At 73.6% G+C, this 17,812-nt stretch carries 13 protein-coding genes; 7 read left to right on the plus strand and 6 right to left on the minus strand.

Going from position 1 to position 17,812, the window contains the following annotated elements; all coding sequences use genetic code 11:
- The first annotated feature begins 29 nt into the window (after positions 1–29).
- The 3 genes from AQJ66_RS34315 to sbnA are packed head-to-tail and all read left to right on the plus strand — an operon-like array spanning position 30 to position 3,162.
- Positions 30–1,034: a TauD/TfdA family dioxygenase gene (locus AQJ66_RS34315; RefSeq protein WP_061930054.1), complete on the plus strand. Its 1,005-nt coding sequence runs from the start codon at positions 30–32 to the stop codon at positions 1,032–1,034.
- Positions 1,031–2,101: a 2,3-diaminopropionate biosynthesis protein SbnB gene (gene sbnB, locus AQJ66_RS34320; RefSeq protein WP_061930059.1), complete on the plus strand. Its 1,071-nt coding sequence runs from the start codon at positions 1,031–1,033 to the stop codon at positions 2,099–2,101. The genes AQJ66_RS34315 and sbnB overlap by 4 nt, the downstream gene beginning before the upstream one ends.
- Before the next feature lie 35 nt (positions 2,102–2,136).
- Positions 2,137–3,162, plus strand: a complete 1,026-nt coding sequence (gene sbnA, locus AQJ66_RS34325) for a 2,3-diaminopropionate biosynthesis protein SbnA (RefSeq protein ID WP_061930061.1) — start codon at positions 2,137–2,139, stop codon at positions 3,160–3,162.
- A gap of 8 nt (positions 3,163–3,170) precedes the next feature.
- Here the strand turns inward: sbnA and AQJ66_RS34330 are convergent, their stop codons facing one another.
- Entirely contained in the window at positions 3,171–4,262 is a 1,092-nt protein-coding gene (locus AQJ66_RS34330; RefSeq protein WP_061930064.1) for a sugar ABC transporter substrate-binding protein, read from the minus strand.
- On the minus strand, positions 4,259–6,790 hold the full coding sequence (locus AQJ66_RS34335) for a SpoIIE family protein phosphatase (RefSeq protein ID WP_061930067.1): 2,532 nt from the start codon (positions 6,788–6,790) through the stop codon (positions 4,259–4,261). Before AQJ66_RS34335 ends, AQJ66_RS34330 begins: the two co-directional genes overlap by 4 nt.
- 305 nt (positions 6,791–7,095) lie before the next feature.
- Between AQJ66_RS34335 and AQJ66_RS34340 the strand changes: the two genes are divergently transcribed.
- The 3 genes from AQJ66_RS34340 to AQJ66_RS34350 are packed head-to-tail and all read left to right on the plus strand — an operon-like array spanning position 7,096 to position 10,276.
- Positions 7,096–8,184, plus strand: coding sequence for a sugar ABC transporter substrate-binding protein (locus AQJ66_RS34340; protein WP_061930070.1), 1,089 nt, complete (start codon positions 7,096–7,098; stop codon positions 8,182–8,184).
- Positions 8,185–8,222: 38 nt separating this feature from the next.
- A complete protein-coding gene (locus AQJ66_RS34345; RefSeq protein WP_061930073.1) occupies positions 8,223–8,999 on the plus strand; it encodes an ATP-binding cassette domain-containing protein in 777 nt (258 codons plus the stop codon).
- An 8-nt stretch (positions 9,000–9,007) separates the two neighbouring features.
- Entirely contained in the window at positions 9,008–10,276 is a 1,269-nt protein-coding gene (locus AQJ66_RS34350; RefSeq protein WP_061930076.1) for a sugar ABC transporter permease, read from the plus strand.
- 12 nt (positions 10,277–10,288) lie between these two features.
- Here AQJ66_RS34350 and AQJ66_RS34355 read toward each other — a convergent pair whose 3' ends face one another.
- Both AQJ66_RS34355 and AQJ66_RS34360 read right to left on the minus strand, forming a co-directional pair.
- Positions 10,289–11,941 carry a sigma-70 family RNA polymerase sigma factor gene (locus AQJ66_RS34355; protein ID WP_061930079.1) on the minus strand — a complete coding sequence of 551 codons (1,653 nt, stop codon included), beginning with the start codon at positions 11,939–11,941 and terminating at the stop codon, positions 10,289–10,291.
- Positions 11,942–12,123: 182 nt separating this feature from the next.
- Positions 12,124–13,107, minus strand: a complete 984-nt coding sequence (locus tag AQJ66_RS34360; protein WP_063804112.1) for an ArsR/SmtB family transcription factor — start codon at positions 13,105–13,107, stop codon at positions 12,124–12,126.
- Between the two features lie 57 nt (positions 13,108–13,164).
- On the opposite strand from AQJ66_RS34360, the gene AQJ66_RS34365 reads away from it, so the two are divergent.
- Positions 13,165–14,472, plus strand: a complete 1,308-nt coding sequence (locus AQJ66_RS34365) for an MFS transporter (RefSeq protein ID WP_061930082.1) — start codon at positions 13,165–13,167, stop codon at positions 14,470–14,472.
- Between the two features lie 37 nt (positions 14,473–14,509).
- On the opposite strand, the gene AQJ66_RS34370 is transcribed toward AQJ66_RS34365, so the two are convergent.
- Together AQJ66_RS34370 and AQJ66_RS34375 are read right to left on the minus strand one after the other, a co-directional pair.
- The gene (locus AQJ66_RS34370) at positions 14,510–15,355 is read right to left on the minus strand and encodes an RNA polymerase sigma factor SigF (RefSeq protein WP_061930085.1); all 846 of its coding nucleotides are present in this window, start codon (positions 15,353–15,355) and stop codon (positions 14,510–14,512) included.
- Between the two features lie 137 nt (positions 15,356–15,492).
- Positions 15,493–17,688, minus strand: coding sequence for an MMPL family transporter (locus AQJ66_RS34375; RefSeq protein WP_061930089.1), 2,196 nt, complete (start codon positions 17,686–17,688; stop codon positions 15,493–15,495).
- Positions 17,689–17,812: the final 124 nt, after the last annotated feature.

The following is a 17,812-nucleotide window of genomic DNA, read 5'->3' on the forward strand; positions in this document are numbered from 1 at the left end:
GCGCACCACTTCCCGAAGGGAGAACCGAGATGCCGTCCTCACCCGTGGCAGCAGCCCTCGACGTGGAGCTGCGGCCCGACCGGCCCGCGGTCCTGCACGTCGAGCCCCCAGGCGACCCGGCGAGCTGGGCGGCCGCACACCGCGAGTCGCTGCGGGCCCAGGTCACCGAGCACGGGGCGCTGCTGGTCCGCGGCCTGGACCTGCGGGAGACCTCCCGGGCCGGTGCCGTCTTCGACCGGCTGGCCGGTGAACTCATGCCCGAGCGCGAGGCGTTCGCCCCCCGTGAGGCGTACGGTCCCGGCCTGTACGGCTCCACGCCCTGGCCGGCGAACCAGCCGATGTGCATGCACCACGAGCTGAGCTACGCGCTGGAGGTGCCCGGGCTGCTGCTGTTCGCGTGCCTGACCGCGCCCGGCGAGGGCGGGACGACCGCGGTGGCCGACGCGGAGGAGGTGCTGCGGGCGCTGCCCGCCGCGATGGTGGAGCGGTTCGAGCGGGAGGGCTGGCTGCTGACCCGCACCTACAACGACGAGATCGGGGCGTCCCTGACGGAGTCGTTCGGCACCGACGACCGCGCGGAGATCGAGCGCTACTGCCGGGCCCACGCCATCGACTTCACCTGGCTGGCAGACGGTTCGCTGCGCACCGAGCAGCGCCGCGGCGCCGTGGTGCGCCACCCGCTCACGGGCCGGCGCTGCTGGTTCAACCAGATCGCCTTCCTCAACGAGTGGACGCTCGACCCGGAGGTGCGCGCGTACATGGTGGACGTCTACGGCGAGGAGGGGCTGCCGTTCAACACCCGCTACGGCGACGGCAGCCCGATCGGCGAGGAGGTGGTCCAGCTGCTGAACACCACCTACGAGGAGCACACCCGGCGCGAGCCGTGGCAGGCCGGCGACCTGATGCTCGTCGACAACATCCGCACCGCGCACAGCAGGGAGCCCTTCGGCGGCGAGCGGCACATCCTGGTCGGCATGGCGGAGCCCCACCGCCTGGCGGACTCCGCCCCGATGCCGGAGGCGAGCCGGCGATGAACCCTTCGTCGTCCGCCCCCGCCCGGCCGGCCGCGCGTCCCCCGGCCGACGTGCCGACGTTCGCGGTGATCTCCGGCGCCCAGGTGCAGCAGCTGCTCAGCGGGCGCGAGAAGCAGATCGTGGAGCTGGTCGAGGCCACGTACCGGCTGCACGGTGCCGGGGACTCGGTCAACCCGCCGTCGTACTTCCTGCGCTTCCCCGACCGTCCCACCGCGCGGATCATCGCGCTGCCGGCCTCCGTCGGCGGGTCGGTGCACGTGGACGGCCTGAAGTGGATCTCCAGTTTCCCGGACAACGTGCGCTCCGGGCTGCCGAGGGCCTCCGCGGTCCTCATCCTCAACGACCCCGCCACGGGCTACCCGTTCGCCTGCCTGGAGAGCTCGGTCATCAGCGCCACCAGGACCGCGGCGTCCGCCGCGCTGGCCGCCGACTGGCTCAGCCGCGGCCGGACCCGCCCGACCCGGGTCGGGTTCTTCGGCACCGGACTGATCGCCCGCTACATCCACACCTTCCTGGCGGGCACCGGCTGGTCGTTCGACACGATCGGCGTGCACGACCTGTCCGCCGACAGCACCGGCGGCTTCTGCGGCTACCTGCGGCAGGCGGGAACCACGGCGCGGGTCGTCGTGCACGACGACGCCGAGGACCTCGTGCGCTCCAGCGACCTGGTGGTGTTCGCCACCATCGCCGGTGAACCGCATGTCACGGAGCCGGCCTGGTTCACCCACAATCCGCTGGTCCTGCACGTCTCCCTGCGCGACCTCGCCCCCGAGGTCCTGCTGGCGTCGGCCAACTTCGTCGACGACGTCGAGCACTGCCTGAAGGCCGACACCTCCCCGCATCTGGTCGAACAGCGCACCGGCAACCGGGACTTCCTGAACGGCACGCTCAACGACGTGATGCTCGGCAGGGCCGCGCCCCCGGTCGACCTTCCGGTGATCTTCTCCCCCTTCGGACTCGGCGTCCTCGATCTCGCGGTCGGCAAGTACGTCTACGACGAAGCAGCATCGGCGGGCGACCTCCGCCTCATCGACGACTTCTTCCACGAACTGCGCCGCTACGGCTGAGGCCACAGCCCCGGCCCTGGCACCAGGAGGCCCACGTGCCCGTCATCTCAGCTCCCCATGAGTTCAACGAAGAACGGCTCTTCGTCGACCTGGAGTCGATCGTCGGACAGCCCTTGTATCTGAAGTGCGAGGGCTTCAACTTCGCCGGCTCCATCAAGCTGAAGGCCGCGAACGAGATGGTGGAGAGCGCCGAACGGGACGGAGTCCTGAGGCCGGACTCCGTCCTCGTCGAGTCCTCCTCCGGGAACCTGGGCGTGGCGCTCAGCATGATCGCCGCGAGCAAGGGCTACCGGTTCCTGTGCATTACGGACGCCCGGTGCAACCTGTCGACAAGGCTCCTGATGGAGGCGCTGGGCAGCCAGGTGCACGTCGTGGCCGACCTCGACGCGAACAACGGGTTCCTGGGCACGCGGATCGCGTACGTCCGCGAGCTGTGCGCCTCCGACGACCGGTACGTGTGGCTCAGCCAGTACACGAACCCGGGCAACTGGCGGGCGCACCACCGCACGACGGCACCGGAGATCGCCGCCGACTTCCCGCAGCTGGACGTGCTGTTCGTCGGGGCGGGCACCGCCGGCACCCTGATGGGCTGCGCGCGCTACTTCCGCACCTGGCACCGGCCGGTGCACATCGTCGCCGTGGACGCCGTGGGCTCGGTGGCCTTCGGCGGGGAACCGGGCCGCCGGATGATCCCCGGGCTGGGCATGAGCATGCGCCCGCCGCTGCTGGACGAGTCCTACGTGGACGAGGTGATCCTGGTGGAGGAGGCGGACACCATCCGTACCTGCCACCGCCTGGCCCGCCGCGGCTTCCTGTTCGGCGGCTCCACCGGGACGGTCGTCAGCGGCGCGGCCGAATGGCTGGCGCGGCACGGCGCGCGCGACCTGACGGCGGTGGCCATCGCCCCCGACCTCGGTGAGCGCTACCTCGACACCATCTACCAGACCAACTGGCTGCAGGACCTGTACGGCGATCTCGTCCTCGACGACGAGCGGATGAGCACCGCCGCCCGCACGGACGAGGCCGCCACCCGCACGCCGGACCGGCAGCGGCGTGCGTGACGGCCGGGTCAGGGCCTGCCGGCGTCCAGCCCGGCCCTGTCGCAGGCCGGCCGGACGGCGCGGGTGCAGATCTGGGCGACGGTGTACACGCCGTCCTTGACCAGGGTCTGCCGGACGGTGGCGGCCGTCACCTCCCGCGGGGTGAGCAGGCGCGCGGGGATGTGCCGGGTGGTGGGGCTGTCGACCGTCGTCGTGGCGGCGCCGCCCGGGCGCCCGCCGCGCGCGAGGGCGACGGCCATCTCGGCGGCCGCGGCGGCTTCCAGCCGGAACGGTTTGTAGACCGTCATGGTCTGCTCGCCCTTGACGATGCGCTGTACGGCCTCCAGGTCGGCGTCCTGGCCGGTGACGGGCGGCAGTCTGCGGACGCCGGCGCTCTTGAGGGCGGAGACGACGCCCGCGGCGATGGCGTCGTTGGCCGCCAGGGCGCCGTCGATCCCCCGCGGGCCCAGCGCCGCTATGGCGGCGGCCATGGCGGCGTGCGCGTTGTCGGTGCTCCAGCCCGGGGTGTCGTAGGACCGGGCGATCCTCACCCGGCCGGTGAGGACGGACAGCGCGCCCTGCCGGAACCAGGCCGCGTTGGGGTCGCCGAGGTCGCCGTTCATCATGACGATCCGCCCCCCGCGCGCCCGGTCGCCCATGGCGGTGAGCAGGGCCCTGCCCTGGAGCCGCCCGACCTGGCCGCCGTCGAAGCTGACGAAGCCCGAGACCGGGCCCTCGGCGAGCCGGTCGTAGGCGACGACGGGCACCCCCGACCGGTGCGCGTCCCGGATGGAGGAGCGCAGCGCCCTGGTGTCGGCGGCGTCCAGGACGATCACCTTCACCCCCTTGGTGATCATCGAGGTCATCTGCTGCCGCTGCCGTGCCGGGTCGTCGTCGGCGTTGGCGTACTCCACGGCGCAGCGGGGGCACAGCTCCTTCACCCGCTTCTCGATCAGCGGTCTGTCGGCGTGCTCCCAGCGGGGCAGGATCCGGCTCGGGAGCAGCACGCCGACGGTGAAGCTGTCCGCGCCGGTCCGTTCGGTGCCGGCGCAGGCGGCCGCGGGCAGCGCCATGAGCCCGGCGGCGAGCGCGGCGAGGAGGTGGCGTGTACGGCGTCTCATGGCACGTCCCTCTGGTTCGGGCGGGGCCCCGGGTCCGAGGGGGACGGCTCGCGCCGGGGTACGGCTATCTCGCTCCACACCTGCTTGCCGCTCGCGACCGGCACCGAGCCGAAGGACTCCGACATCGCCTCGACCAGCAGCAGCCCCCGGCCGCCGGTCGCCTCCCAGTCGTCGATCACCGGCTTGGCGGGGGCGCGCGGCGAGGCGTCGCTCACGCTGACGCGGACGCGGTCCCCGCGGAGCGTGAGGTCGACGTGGACGGGGCCCTGGGTGTACACGAGCGCGTTGGTGACCAGCTCGGACACCACCAGCAGGACGGCGTCGGCGACGTCCTCGACGTGCCACCGGCGCAGCGTGCGGGCGGTGAACCGGCGGGCGTGCATGACGGCGTCCGGCAGCCGCCACACCGTCCAGCCGGCGCGGATCGGCCGGGTCGTCATGCCGTCGTAGCGCAGGAGCAGCAGGGCCACGTCGTCCTCGCGCCGGCCGGCGGCGCCGAGCAGCTGGTCGGCCACCCGGCCCGGATCGGACGGATCGGCGGCGGCGAGCGCGCTGCGGACGCGCCGCATGCCCTCGTCCACGGGCAGGTCGGCGGCCTCGACCAGGCCGTCGGTGACCAGGGCGAGCAGGGCGCCGGGGGCCAGGGCGACGGCGGTCATGGGGAAGTCGGCCTCGGCGGAGATGCCGAGCGGCAGGGCGCCCTCGACCGACACCTCCTCGGTGCCGCCGTCGGGGTGGCGGACCAGCGGGGCGAGGTGCCCGGCCCGCACGAACAGGGCGGTGCCCTCCTCCAGGTCGAGTTCGGCGTAGCAGCAGGTGGCGAAGAGGTCGGTCTCCATGCCGACGAGCAGCCGGTTGGCGTGCGCGACCACCACGTCCGGCGGGTGTCCCTCGACCGCGTACGCCCGGACCGCGGTGCGCATCTGGCCCATGATCGTGGCCGCTCCGGCGCTGTGTCCCTGCACGTCGCCGATGACGAGGGCGACCCGGTCCTCGGCGAGGGCGATGGCGTCGTACCAGTCGCCGCCCACCTGCAGCCCGCGCCGGGCGGGCAGGTAGCGGGCGACGGCCGTCGCGCCGGACAGGTCGGGCAGGCGCCGGGGCAGCAGGCTGCGCTGCAGCATGGTGGCGAGTTCCTGCTCGGCGTCGTGGGCGTGGGCGCGGGTGAGGGCCTGGCCGACCAGGGCGGCGGTGGCGGTCAGCAGGGACCGCTCCTCGGCGGCGAACACGTGCGGCTGGTCCCAGCCGATCAGGCAGAGGCCGGCGGTCCGGCCCTTGGCGGGCAGCGGCAGGACGGCCAGGCCGCCGGGGCCGACGCCGGCGAGCCCGGGTTCGAGGGCGGTGCCGGCGGGCCACAGCTCCATGCGCCCGTCCCGCAGCGCGGACCGCAGCGTGGGCAGGGCGCCGACCGGTGCGTCGGGGCCCTCCGCGCGCCGTTCGGCCTGCCACGCCGACGGCCAGGCGGCCGCGTCCGGCGGGTCGAGGACGGCGACCTGGAGCCGGTCGTCCCGCAGCTCCGCGAGTGCCACCCGGTCGGCGCCCAGCGGCTCGCGCAGGGCGGTCACCACGACCCGGCCGACGTCGGCGACCGTGGTGGCGTCGTCGAGGGCGACGGTCAGCCACTGGATGCGGGAGACGTCGTCGGTGCTCCGGGGCAGCACCGGGGTCGCCGTGACCACGCCCAGCACCTGCTCCGGCCGGCCCGCGGCGCCGGCCACGGCCCGGCAGTGCAGGCTCAGCCAGCGGGTCCCGCCGCTGGGCCGGCGGACCCGGAACTCCAGCCTGCGGCCGCCGAGCACCCGGGGGGTCGGCTCCAGGACCGACAGCAGCACGTGCATGTCCTCGGGGAGGGCGTGCGCCAGCAGGGTGTCCACCTTGCCGTCGAAGTCGTCGGGCGCGATGCCGACCAGCTCCAGCAGGGTCCGGTCGGCCTCGATCAGACCGGTGTCGGGCACCAGGGCGAACGAGCCGGCGCGCAGACTGCGCAGGGCGGGGCACAGCAAAGGCGGGGACGCCTGTCCCCCGCCGGTGCCGGCGGGGAGCAGGCCGGTGACGGCGTCGGCGTAGCGCTCCAGGAAGCGCTGCTGCTCGGGGTCGAAGCCGTCCGCGCCCTCGCCGACGACGACGAGACAGCCCAGCGCCCCGCCGCCCCTGCGCAGGGGCAGCGCGCCGAGCGACGCCTGCGCCGGTGGTGTGGGGGCGCCCTCGGAGAAGGCGGCGAGGGCGGCGTGGTTGAGCCACAGAGGCCTGCCGGTGCGGACGACGTGGGCGGCGGGTGAGTCGCCGGACAGCGGCAGGCGCTCCGGCAGGGCGTACGCGGCGACGGCGGAGCCGGTGATGTCCGCCAGACGGAGTTCGCCGGAGGGGCCGGGCGCGTAGACCGCCGCCAGGGCCGCTCCGGTGAACGCCAGCACGCGGACGCTCGCGGCGGCCTCCGGCACCGGGGGCGGGGTGCCGGAGGCACCGGGACCGGCCCCGGTGGCGCGTGGCTTGGCGACGCGGGCCCGGGCACTGCCGTCGTGAGGCATCGTCCGCACCTACCTCCCGTCCAGGCCGAGGTGCGACAGGTCGAGCTGAGGGCCTTGTCCCAGAATCGCACACGGGGACATAGGAGACAGAGCGGCTCGGGCGCCGTCACCGGCGGGTCCGGGCGGCGCGTTCGCGGATCACCGTGGCCGGTGTCACACTGACGACGTGCCGCCCGGGTTCCCACGCGCGTCTTCCCGCCCGGCCCACGTCGTTGCGGGCCTGTGCCGGCCGCGCCGTTCCGGCCGGAACCGGCGGACCGGGGGCCCGCGGCGCACGGGACGTGAGGACGAGGGAGGTCCGTCCCATGAAGGCCCTCGCACGGCAGGCGGTCCTGGTGGTGGCGGCGGTCTCGACGACCGTGGCCGTCGTGGCCTGCGGTACGGACGCCCGCCGGAGCGTGGACGGCCCGCGCGCGCCGAGGATCGGCGTGCTGCTGCCGGACGCCGTCACGGCCCGGTGGGAGACGCGGGACCGTCCCCTGCTGGAGAACCGGATCAGGGAGCTGTGCGGCACCTGCCGGATCGAGCACGCCAACGCCCGCAACGACGTGGCCCTGCAGCAGGAGCAGATGGACTCGCTGATCACGAAGGGGGTCGACGCCATCCTGCTGGTCGCCGTGGACGCCAAGTCGCTCGGCCCGTCGGTGCGCAAGGCCCATCAGGCGGGCATCCCGGTCATCGCCTACGACCGGCTCGCCGACGGCCCGATCTCGGGCTACGTCTCCTTCGACGGCGAGGAGGTGGGCAGGGAGCAGGGCAGGGCCCTGCTGACGGCCATGGGCGACCGGGCGCACGACGGACGGATCGTCATGATGAACGGCGACCTCAGCGACCCCAACGCGGTGGCGTTCAAGCGCGGCGCCCTGTCGGTGCTGCGGGGCAGGGTGCGGATCGCCAGGTCGTACGACACGGAGCAGTGGAGTCCGGAGGCGGCGAACAAGAACATGTCGGCCGCCATCTCCGCGCTCGGCGCCGACGCCATCGACGGGGTCTACGCCGCCAACGACGGCCTCGCCGGCGCCAGCATCTCCGCCCTCAAGGCGAACAAGGTGCGCCCGCTGCCCCCGGTGACCGGGCAGGACGCCGAACTCGCGGCCGTCCGGCGCATCGTCGCCGGCGACCAGTACATGACGGTCTACAAGCCCTTCGGGCCCGAGGCCGCGGCCGGCGGCGCCCTGGCCGTGGCCGCGGTCCGCGGGGACAGCATCGCCCGGGCGGCCACGGACACGGTGCGCACCAGCGACGGACGGACCGTGCCCGCGGTCATGCTGACCCCGGTGCCCGTCACCGTCTCCGGCATCAAGGACACCCTGGTGAAGCGCGGCGCGTACACGGTCCGGCAGATCTGCACCCCCCAGCTGAGGGCCGCCTGCCGGCGCGCGGGGCTGACCTGACCGGCCGGCGCCCGGCACGGACCGGCCCCGGGAAGGAGATGGTTGTCGTGCCGACCCCCTTGCTGGCGCTGCACGGCGTGTGGAAGCGCTTCGGCGTGGTGGAGGTGCTCAAGGACATCGAGCTGGAGATCCACGCCGGCCAGGTCCTCGCTCTGCTGGGTGACAACGGGGCCGGCAAGTCCACCCTGGTCAAGGTGATCTCCGGGGTCGCGCCCGCCGACCGGGGCGCCCTGGAGTGGGAGGGCCGGCCCGTGCAGATCAGGCGCCCCCACGACGCCCGCGACCTCGGCATCGCCACCGTCTTCCAGGACCTCGCGCTGTGCGGGAACCTCGACGTCGTCGGCAATCTCTTCCTCGGCCGGGAGATCCGCAGGTTCGGTCTCCTCGACGAGGTGGAGATGGAGCGCCGCAGCCGTCAGCTGCTGGAACGCCTGACCCGGGGCATCCGCGACCTGCGCGGGCCGGTGGTCTCCCTGTCCAGCGGCCAGCGGCAGACCGTCGCCATCGCGCGCTCCCTGCTCGGCGACCCGCGGGTCCTGCTCCTGGACGAGCCGACCGCGGCCCTGGGGTTCGAGCAGACCACCGAGGTGCTGGACCTGGTGGACCGGCTGCGCGACCAGGGTGTCGGCGTCCTGCTCATCAGCCACAACCTGGGCGACGTGAAGGCCCTCGCGGACCGGGCGGCGGTGCTGCGGCTCGGGCGCAACAACGGCTTCTTCGACGTGAACACCGCCTCCCAGGAGGCGATCATCTCCTCCATCACCGGTGCGACGGAGAACGGGCCCCGCCGGACGGCCCACCACGAGGCGAGGTGAGGAAAGCGATGCACGACATGGCGGACAACACGCGCGCCGCGCCCCCCGCGCCCCCCGGACCGGGCCGGCGCCTGCGCGCCGGGGCCGCGGGCCGCGCCGTGGCCGGCTGGGCCGCGTCGTTCCGGCACAGGCTGCGCGCCGGCGAAGCGGGCTCACTGCCCGTCCTGCTCGTCCTCGCGCTGGTCTGGATCGTCTTCCAGTCCCTGAACCAGAACTTCCTCTCCCCCCGGAACCTGTCCAATCTCGGCGTGGACATCGTCGGGACGGGACTGATCGCGGTCGGCGTCGTCTTCGTGCTGCTGATCGGCGAGCTGGACCTCTCGGTGGGCTCGGTCAGCGGTCTGGCGGCGGCGGTGTTCGCCGTGCTGAACGTGTACCACGGCGTGCCGGAGTGGCTGGCGCTCGTCGTCGCGGTGCTCGCCGGCACGGCGGCGGGCACGGTCCAGGGGTTCTCCTTCGCCCGCACCCGGGTGCCGGCGTTCGTCGTCACCCTCGCCGGGCTGCTCACCTGGAACGGCGTGATGCTCGCCGTCCTCGGGACCAGCGGCACCGTCAACCTCGACGAGAACGGGCTGGTGGCGATGCTGACGAACTACTACTTCACCGACGACGCCGTCGCCTACGCGGTGGCGGCGCTCGCCACGGGCGCGGTCTTCCTCTCCTCCTACCTGGAGCGGCGGCGGCGCCTGGCCGTCGGCATGCCGCACCGCTCGCTGCACGACATCATGGTGCGCACGGCGGGGGTGGCGGTGCTCGCGTTCGCCACCGCGTACGTGCTCGACCGGTTCCAGGGGCTGCCGCTCGCTCTGCTGATCTTCCTCGTGCTGGTGGCCGGGCTCGACGTGCTGCTGCGCCGCACCCACTACGGGCGGCAGGTGTACGCCCTGGGCGGGAGCGTCGAGGCGGCACGGCGCGCCAGTCTCAGCGTGGCCCGGGTGCAGACCGCCGTGCTCGCCGCCTCGGGCACCCTGGCCGCGTGCGGCGGCATGTTCCTGGCCTCGCGGATCACCTCGGTCAGCCAGAGCTCGGGGTCGGGCGTGCTGCTGCTGAACGCCGTCGCGGCCGCCGTCATCGGCGGCACCAGTCTGTTCGGTGGGCGCGGGACGACCTGGTCGGCGGTGCTCGGCATCCTGGTCATCCAGTCGATCGCCTCCGGCATGGCGCTCACCGACACGCCCACGGCCGTACAGCTGGTGATCACGGGCGGGGTGCTGTTCGCCGCGGTGGTCATCGACTCGCTGTCGCGGCGCTCGCAGGAGGCGCACGGCCGGGCCTGAGGGGCGCGGCGGTCAGAGCTTGGCGCCGAAGTCCTGGGTCCACCAGGGGCCGCCCGTGCCCCGGTGGACGCCCACGCCGATGTCCTTGAACGCGCAGTTGAGGATGTTGGCGCGGTGGCCGGGGCTGTTCATCCAGGAGTCCATCACGGCCTGCGGGGTCTGCTGGCCCTGGGCGATGTTCTCCCCGTAGGTGGACCAGCGGTAGCCCGCTGCGGTGATGCGCTGCCCGGGGTCGGCCCCGTCCGGGTTGGTGTGGTCGAAGAAGCCGCGGGCGGCCATGTCGTCGGAGTGGCCCTGCGCGGCCTGCTCCAGCTGGGGGTCCTCCGTGAGCGGACCGCAGCCGGCGGCGGCGCGTTCCTTGTTCACCAGCGCGACCACCTGCGTGACGGTGTCCGAGGGGGTCGCGCTCAGCAGGGCCGTACGGGTCGGCCGGGGAGCCGACGGCGAGGTGGAGGGCTGCTGGGCGGCCGGTGCGGTCGCCTTCTTCGTGGGGCGGTGGGTCTTCGCGGTGGCGGCCGTCTTCCTCGCCGCGGGCGTGGACGGGGCGGGCGAGGCGGGGGCCGACGGCGGGCTCGTGGCGGCGCCGGACTCGGAGAGGTCCACGACGGGGTCGCCGGCGGTGCGTGTGGCGGCCGCCCCCTCACCACCCGCGCCGGCATCCGTGCCGAAGTACCACAGGCCGCCGCCCGCGACACAGGCCGCCACGACGGCGCCGCCGACCGCCCGGCGCCGCCGGGTGCGCCGGCGCCGGCGGGCCTCCCCGCGGGTGGCCGACCGGCCGCCGGACGCGCGGTGACCGGGCGACCGGCCCCCCTCGGCGGCGCGCCCGGACGGGTCCGGCCGGGACGCCGAGCCGGCCGCGGACATCCGGCCGGCGCCCGGGCCCGTCTCGGCCAGGAGCGCGGGCGACACGGCGACCAGGGCCAGGCCGGCCAGCAGGCCCTCCGCGGGCACGAGGCCGCTCCACAGGCCGGAGCAGCGTCCGCAGCCGCGGGCGTGCCGGGCTATCCGCTTGCGCCACAGCGCCGAGGGCCGGCCGTCCCAGGGAAGCAGTACGGTCCGCAGCTCCTCGCACGGCGGTTGCGCGTCGAGCGCGCGCACCACGACGCGGGCCGCCTCCAGTTGCGCCTTCATCCGCTGCACCCGGACGGCCGTGTGCTGCGGCGACAGCTCCAGCGCCGCGGCGACCTCGCCGCGGGTCAGCTCACCGGCGCACTCCAGCCACCACAACGACAGCAGGCCGCGGTCGTCGGGCTCCAGCCAGCGGGTGGCGCGGGCCGTCTCCCGGCGCTGGCCGGAGAGCTGGAGCTGCACCAGGGTCAGGTCGACGAAGTCGGCGCCGGGGTCGGCGAGTTCCTCGGCCTCCTCCACGGTGCCGGGGGCGAACCGGCGGTCCTGGCAGTGCGCCCGGACCTGGTTCATGGCGATGGCCACCAGCCAGGAGCGGAAGCTCGCCGGACTGCGCAGGCCGCCCAGGCCGTCCAGGGCCCGGAGCATGGTGTCCTGTACGACGTCGTCGACGTCGACCGAGCCGTTCAGAGCACGTCCCACGATGTTGTAGACCAGCGGGAGGTAGGCGCTGACCAGGGCGTCCTGCGCCTCCGGGTCACCTCCCCGGGCAGCGCTCACCAGTGCCGCCGGGTCCACCGTGTGCTGTGTGCTCATCTCAAGCTTCCCTGTCGTCGATACCGAACGGTGCTGTTCGATCTGGGAGACCGTTCGGCGAGCCCCGGATAACAGTTCTTCGGGAACCCGTTCGACGAGAGGTTGGTCGTACGAGGTGCGGCGCCGCAAGGATGAAGGTCACAGCGGGGCCGGTGAGGCCCGTCCGGGATCGGCGGGCGGGGCTAGCGGCAGAGTGCGTCGCCCAGGGACGTGCGGCGGTAGCGGACCGTGCGGCCGGCGCGGGTGCGGCTGAGCAGGCCAGCGTCGTAGAGGACCGCCAGGTGCTGGCTGACCGCCCCGGGGGTGACGTCCAGACGGTGGGCGAGTTCGGTGGTGGAGGCCGGTTCGGCCAGCAGGCTCAGTAGCCGGGCCCGGGGGCGGCCGAGGAGGCGTACCAGGGCGCGGTCGGTGACCGGCGGCGGGGCCTCGGAGAGGACGGCGCGGCCCCGGGCCGGATACACGAGCATCGGCGGGCGCGACGCGTCGATCACCGTCTGGGCGCCCCGCGCGAACAGCGTCGGGATCAGCACCAGCCCGCGTCCCGCGATCCGGATGTCGGCGGTCGGCCAGGGGGCCGTGTCGCCGTGCCGCTCCAGCAGCAGCTGGTCCCCGGTCCACACCAGCCGCGGGTCCAGTCCGGCGAACAGCGCCGCCGCCCCCTGTTCGGCCAGCACCCGTGCCTGGTGGGCGAGATCGGCCTCCAGGATGCTCTGCACGCGCGGCCACCAGCCGTCGCCGAGGCAGGTGTGCCAGTAGGCCTCGAGGGCGTCGGCGACGCGGTCCAGGAAGGCCGCCGGGTCGGCGATGCCCCGGGCGACCACCGGCGGGAGCGCCTCGTCGGTGCGGTAGGTGGCACGGAAGTCGGCGGCGACGGTCCCGGGCGGGGTACGGCGGACCGCGCGGAGCTCGTCGGCGAATGCCGGGCGGGCCCGCGACGGGCGCGGGGTGAGGAAGTCGGGCACCCACAGCCAGGGCGCGACGAGCGCGGTGAGCAGTTCGCGGTCGAGGCTCTCCAGGCGCGGCCGGAAGCGGCGCAGCCACGGCCGGTGGTGCGGGTAGCGCGCCGGATCGTGCAGGCAGCGCAGCGAGAACACCGCCTCCTGCAGCGGCGAGTAGGCGAAGGAGGTGCTGGCGAGGTCGTCGACGACGAACCTGAACTCGATCATTGAGCGCCACGCTAAATCATTGTCGGCCGCCGCAGAAGACCGAGTTGGCTGTCGGGCATGACCACGACACCCGTTTCGCCCGCTCCCGGCAAGCCCGGCAGTGCCGGACCGGCCCGCGCCACCCGCGCCGGCGGCCTGCTGCCCGCCGACCCGGTGCTGCGCCTCGCCACGGTGCTGACCGCCGTCAACTCCCTCGGCAACGGCCTGTACTTCCCGCTCGGCGTCCTGTACTTCACCCGGATCGTCGGCCTGGACCCGACCGCGGTGGGCCTCGGCCTGACAATCGCGGGCCTGGTCGGCGTGGCCGCCGGGGTGCCCGCCGGGCGGGCGGCCGACCGGTGGGGCGCCCGCCGGGTCGGGGCGCTGCTGTGGGGCGGTACGGGGATCGCGACGGCCGCGTACACCCTGGTGCACTCCTACGCCGGGTTCCTCGCGGCGGTGATCTGCGCGACGGGGCTGCAGATGGCGAGCCGCGGGGTGCAGGGCGCGCTGTACGCCGATGTGCTGCCGGCGGCGACGCGAGTGGAGGCGCGGGCCTACCTGCGGACGGTGACGAACATCGGCATGGGGCTGGGCGGCGCGCTGGGCGCGGTGGCGCTGCAACTGGACACGCGGGGCGCCTATGTGACGGTGATCCTGCTCGACGCGCTGTCCTTCGCGGGTCCCGCCCTGCTGCTGCCGCGGCTGCCGCTGGCGGAGCATGTCCGCGAGCGCGCCCTCGCGGAGGCGGGCGCCCCGGCCGCCGGCCGCTGGCGCGCGGTGCGTGACCTGCCGTTCCTGGCGGTGACCGTGCTGAACGCGGTGCTGGTCGTGCAGTACACGCTCGCCGAGGTCGGACTGCCGCTGTGGATCGTGGAGCGGACCGGGGCGCCGCGCTGGACGGCGGCCCTGCTGATGATCGTCAACTGTGCGCTGGTGGCGCTGCTCCAGGTGCGGGCCGCCCGCCGCGCCTCGCAGGTGCCCGGTGCGGTGCGGGCGATGGGCTGGGCGGGACTGCTGCTGGCGGTGTCCTGCGCGGTGTACGCGCTCTCCGCGGGCCTGTCCCCGGTATGGGCGGTGGTGGCGCTGACCGCCGGTGCGGTGGTGCAGGTCCTCGCGGAGGTGCTGTCGGCGGCCGGCGGCTGGACCCTGGGGTACGAGCTGGCCGACGCCCGCGCGCACGGCGTGTACCAGGGGGTGTTCGGCGCGGGCATGTCGGCGGGGATGACGGCGGGGCCGGCGCTGGTCACGGTCACCGCGATCGCCCACGGCGCGATCGGCTGGGCGGTGCTCGGCGCGGTGTTCGCCGCGGCCGGTCTGGCGGTGGCACCCGCCGTGCGCTGGGCCCGGCGGGACGGCGACTGGCGCGGCGAGCCGGCCGCCTGAGGGCGGCCGGCTCGCCGTACGTCGAAGCGGGGTTTCGTCAGCCGGTGGCGAGCATGCCTTCGCGCAGGCGCTTGAGGACGCGGGAGAGCAGCCGGGAGACGTGCATCTGGGAGACGCCGAGCCGCTCCCCTATCTGCGCCTGGGTCAGCTCCTCGACGAAGCGCAGGTGCAGGATCAGCCGGTCCCGGTCGTCGAGTTCGCTGATCATCGGGGCCAGGGCGTGGAAGTCGTCCACCAGGGACAGCGCCGCGTCCTCGGTGCCGATGAAGTCCGCGAGCGCGGCCTCGCCTTCCTCGCTGCCGTTGATGGTGGCGTCCAGGGATGCCGAGTTGTAGCCGTTGGCCGCGAGGCGGGCCTCGATGACCTCCTCCTCGGACAGGCACATCAGCTCGGACAGCTCCCGGACCGTGGGGGTGCGGCCGAGCCGGCTGCGCAGTTCCTCGGTCGCGCGCGCCAGCTGGACGCGGGCCTCCTGGAGCCGGCGCGGCACGTGCACGGCCCACGAGGTGTCGCGGAAGAAGCGCTTGATCTCGCCGACGATGTACGGCACGGCGAACGAGGTGAACTCCACCTCACGGGTCAGCTCGAACCGGTCGATCGCCTTGATCAGCCCGATCATGCCGACCTGGACGATGTCCTCCATCTCCTCCGGACCCCGGCTGCGGAACCGGGCCGCGGCGAAGCGGACCAGGGACATGTTCATCTCGATCAGCGTGTTGCGGGCGTACTGGTGCTCCCGCGTCCCCTCCTCCAGGACCGCCAGCCGGTCGAAGAACACCTTCGACAGCTGCCGGGCGTCCTGGGGAGCGACACTCGCGGGGTCCGCGACCTCCGGCAGCCCGGCTGCGCGCGTGTGAGTCGTGGCCGTGGTGACCGCCGTCATGCTGTTCCCCTCCTGGACCCGGTGAGCCGTTCCTGGCGCGCTTACCCGGAACCTCGCGGGGCATGCACCTCAGTGCGGAAAAAAACCCTGCCGGTCCCGTGAGGGTCCGGCAGGGCTGTTCCCCGGCGTGGGTGGTGTCACCCGCGGCGGCCCGCCGGGTCCTGGGGGACCGCGTCGTGGTCCTCCCCGGCGGAGGCGGGGCCGGATCCGGTGGACCCGGGTCCCGTGCCGGCCTCCGTACCGGTGGCCCGGTCGCCGTGTCCGGGCCACCAGGCCGCGTGGCCGATCAGCGCGGTGAGGCTCGGCGTGAAGAACATCGCCATGACGAAGGCGGCGACGGCGATGCCGAAGGAGACCGCGAAGCCCATCTCCGACAGCAGCGAGTTGCCCGCCAGCATCATCGTGGCGAAGGTCGCCGCCAGGATGAAGCCGGCCGCGGCGACGGTCGGTCCGGCGTGGCGCAGGGCCATGCCGGCCGCCTCGCGGGGTTCGCGGCCCTCACGGGCCTCCTCCCGGAGCCGGGCGATCATGAGGATGTTGTAGTCGGTGCCGATGGCGACCACGAACAGGTACATGATCACGGGCAGCATGAACATCAGGCCGGAGTGCCCCTGCGCCTCCTGGAAGATCCAGACCGTGGCGCCCAGGGTGGCGCCGAAGCCGAGGCCCACCGAGGCGATCAGGTACCAGGGGGCGACCACGCTGCGCAGCAGCAGCCCGAGGATGACCATGATCAGCAGGGCGGCGACCGGGAAGACCGTGCGGTAGTCGTGGGACACCGCGGCGTCGATGTCCTTGAAGATCGAGGACATGCCGCCGACGAGGGCCTCGGTGCCGTCGGGGGCGTCCGCGTGGGCCACGTCCCGTACCTCGCCCACGACGTCCAGCGCCTTGTCCGAGGAGGCCTCGTACTTGAGCGTGACGGTGAAGTCGGCGGTGGTGCCGGCCTTGTTGAGCTGGGTCATGCGGGCGTTCGCGACGCCGTCCACGGCGCCGAGCCTCTTCGCGTACCCGTCGAAGGCGGCCTTGTCCAGCGGCTTGCCGTCGGTGCTGGACAGGTAGACGTCGGTGGGTGCGGCCGCGCCCGCCGAGTAGGCCTTCTGCATCTCGTCCTGGACGACCATGGACTCCTTGGTCTTGGGCATGGAGCCGGAGGCCAGGTCGAAGGTGGCGTTGAAGCCGAACGTGCCGAGCGAGAGCACGAGCAGGACGAGGCCGGACAGGGCCGCGGTCAGCGCCGGGCGGCGCTGCACGCCGCGGCCGAGCGCGGCGAACCGGGCGTTGGCCGGCTCGTGCTGCCAGGACTTGGAGGGCCAGAACACCTTGGGGCCGATGAGCGAGACCACGGCGGGGATCAGGGTCAGGCCCGCGACCAGGGTGGCGGCGACGGCGATGGCGAGCGCCGGGCCCATCTGCTTGAGGAAGCCCAGCGTGGACAGCACCAGCGCGAGGAAGGCGATGATGACCGCACCGGCGGCCGAGGCGATGGCCTCGCCGACCCGGCCGACCGCGTTCACCATGGCTTGTTTCGCCTCGTCGCCGGCGCGCAGGCGTTCGCGGTAACGGAACATCAGGAACAGGAAGTAGTCCGTGCCGACGCCGAAGAGCACGACGATCAGGATGGACGAGATGGAGCTGTTGGCCTGCAGGTCGAACAGCTTGGTGGCGTAGGCGATCAGCCCGTTGGCGACGGCGGACACCAGGCCGATCAGGATCAGGGGCAGCACGGCGAGGATCGGCGCCCGGAAGATGATCAGCAGGGTCACCAGGATGATCGCGAAGGTGCCGAACCCGATCAGGGCCTGGCCGCGTTTGGAGGAGTCCTGCTGGTCGAGGGCCTGTGCGGCGGAGCCGCCCAGCTTGACGTCGAGGTGCGTGCCCTTGGCCAGCCGCTTGACGTCCTCGCGCAACACCTTGGCGGCGTCGGCCTGTTTGGGCTGCCCGGCGTTCTTGCTGTCCATCTGGACCAGGGTCATGGTGTACCTGCCGTCCTTGGACGGCTGGCCGGGGACGACCTTCTGCACCTGGTCGATGTGCTTCCGGCCCAGTTCCGTGGTGATCCGGGCGACGTCCTTCTGGTCGGCGGCGGTGAGCCTGCCGCCGTCGGTGCGCTGGTAGAGCGCGATCGCGGACGGCGTGAAGGCGCTGGGGAACGCCTTCTGCTGGAGGTCCGCGGCCTTGATGGACTCGTAACTCTTGGGCAGGAAACTGCTCTCGTCACTGTTGGAGGGGAGGCTGGGAGCGGTGGCGACGATCGCCACCGCGGCGATCAGCCAGGCCACGATCGTCCAGACCGGATGCCGGACGACAGCGTTGCCAATACTTCGGAACATGCGGGAGGGTCCTCCTGGGCAGGAAGATCACCGCAGCCCGGGGAGCGGTCCCTGGCATCGGCGACCCCGGGCGGCCCGCACCGAACGGGCCGCCCGAATGGTTGTCTTGGTGTCACATCGTAGT

The organism is Streptomyces bungoensis (assembly GCF_001514215.1).
Taxonomy (GTDB): domain Bacteria; phylum Actinomycetota; class Actinomycetes; order Streptomycetales; family Streptomycetaceae; genus Streptomyces; species Streptomyces bungoensis.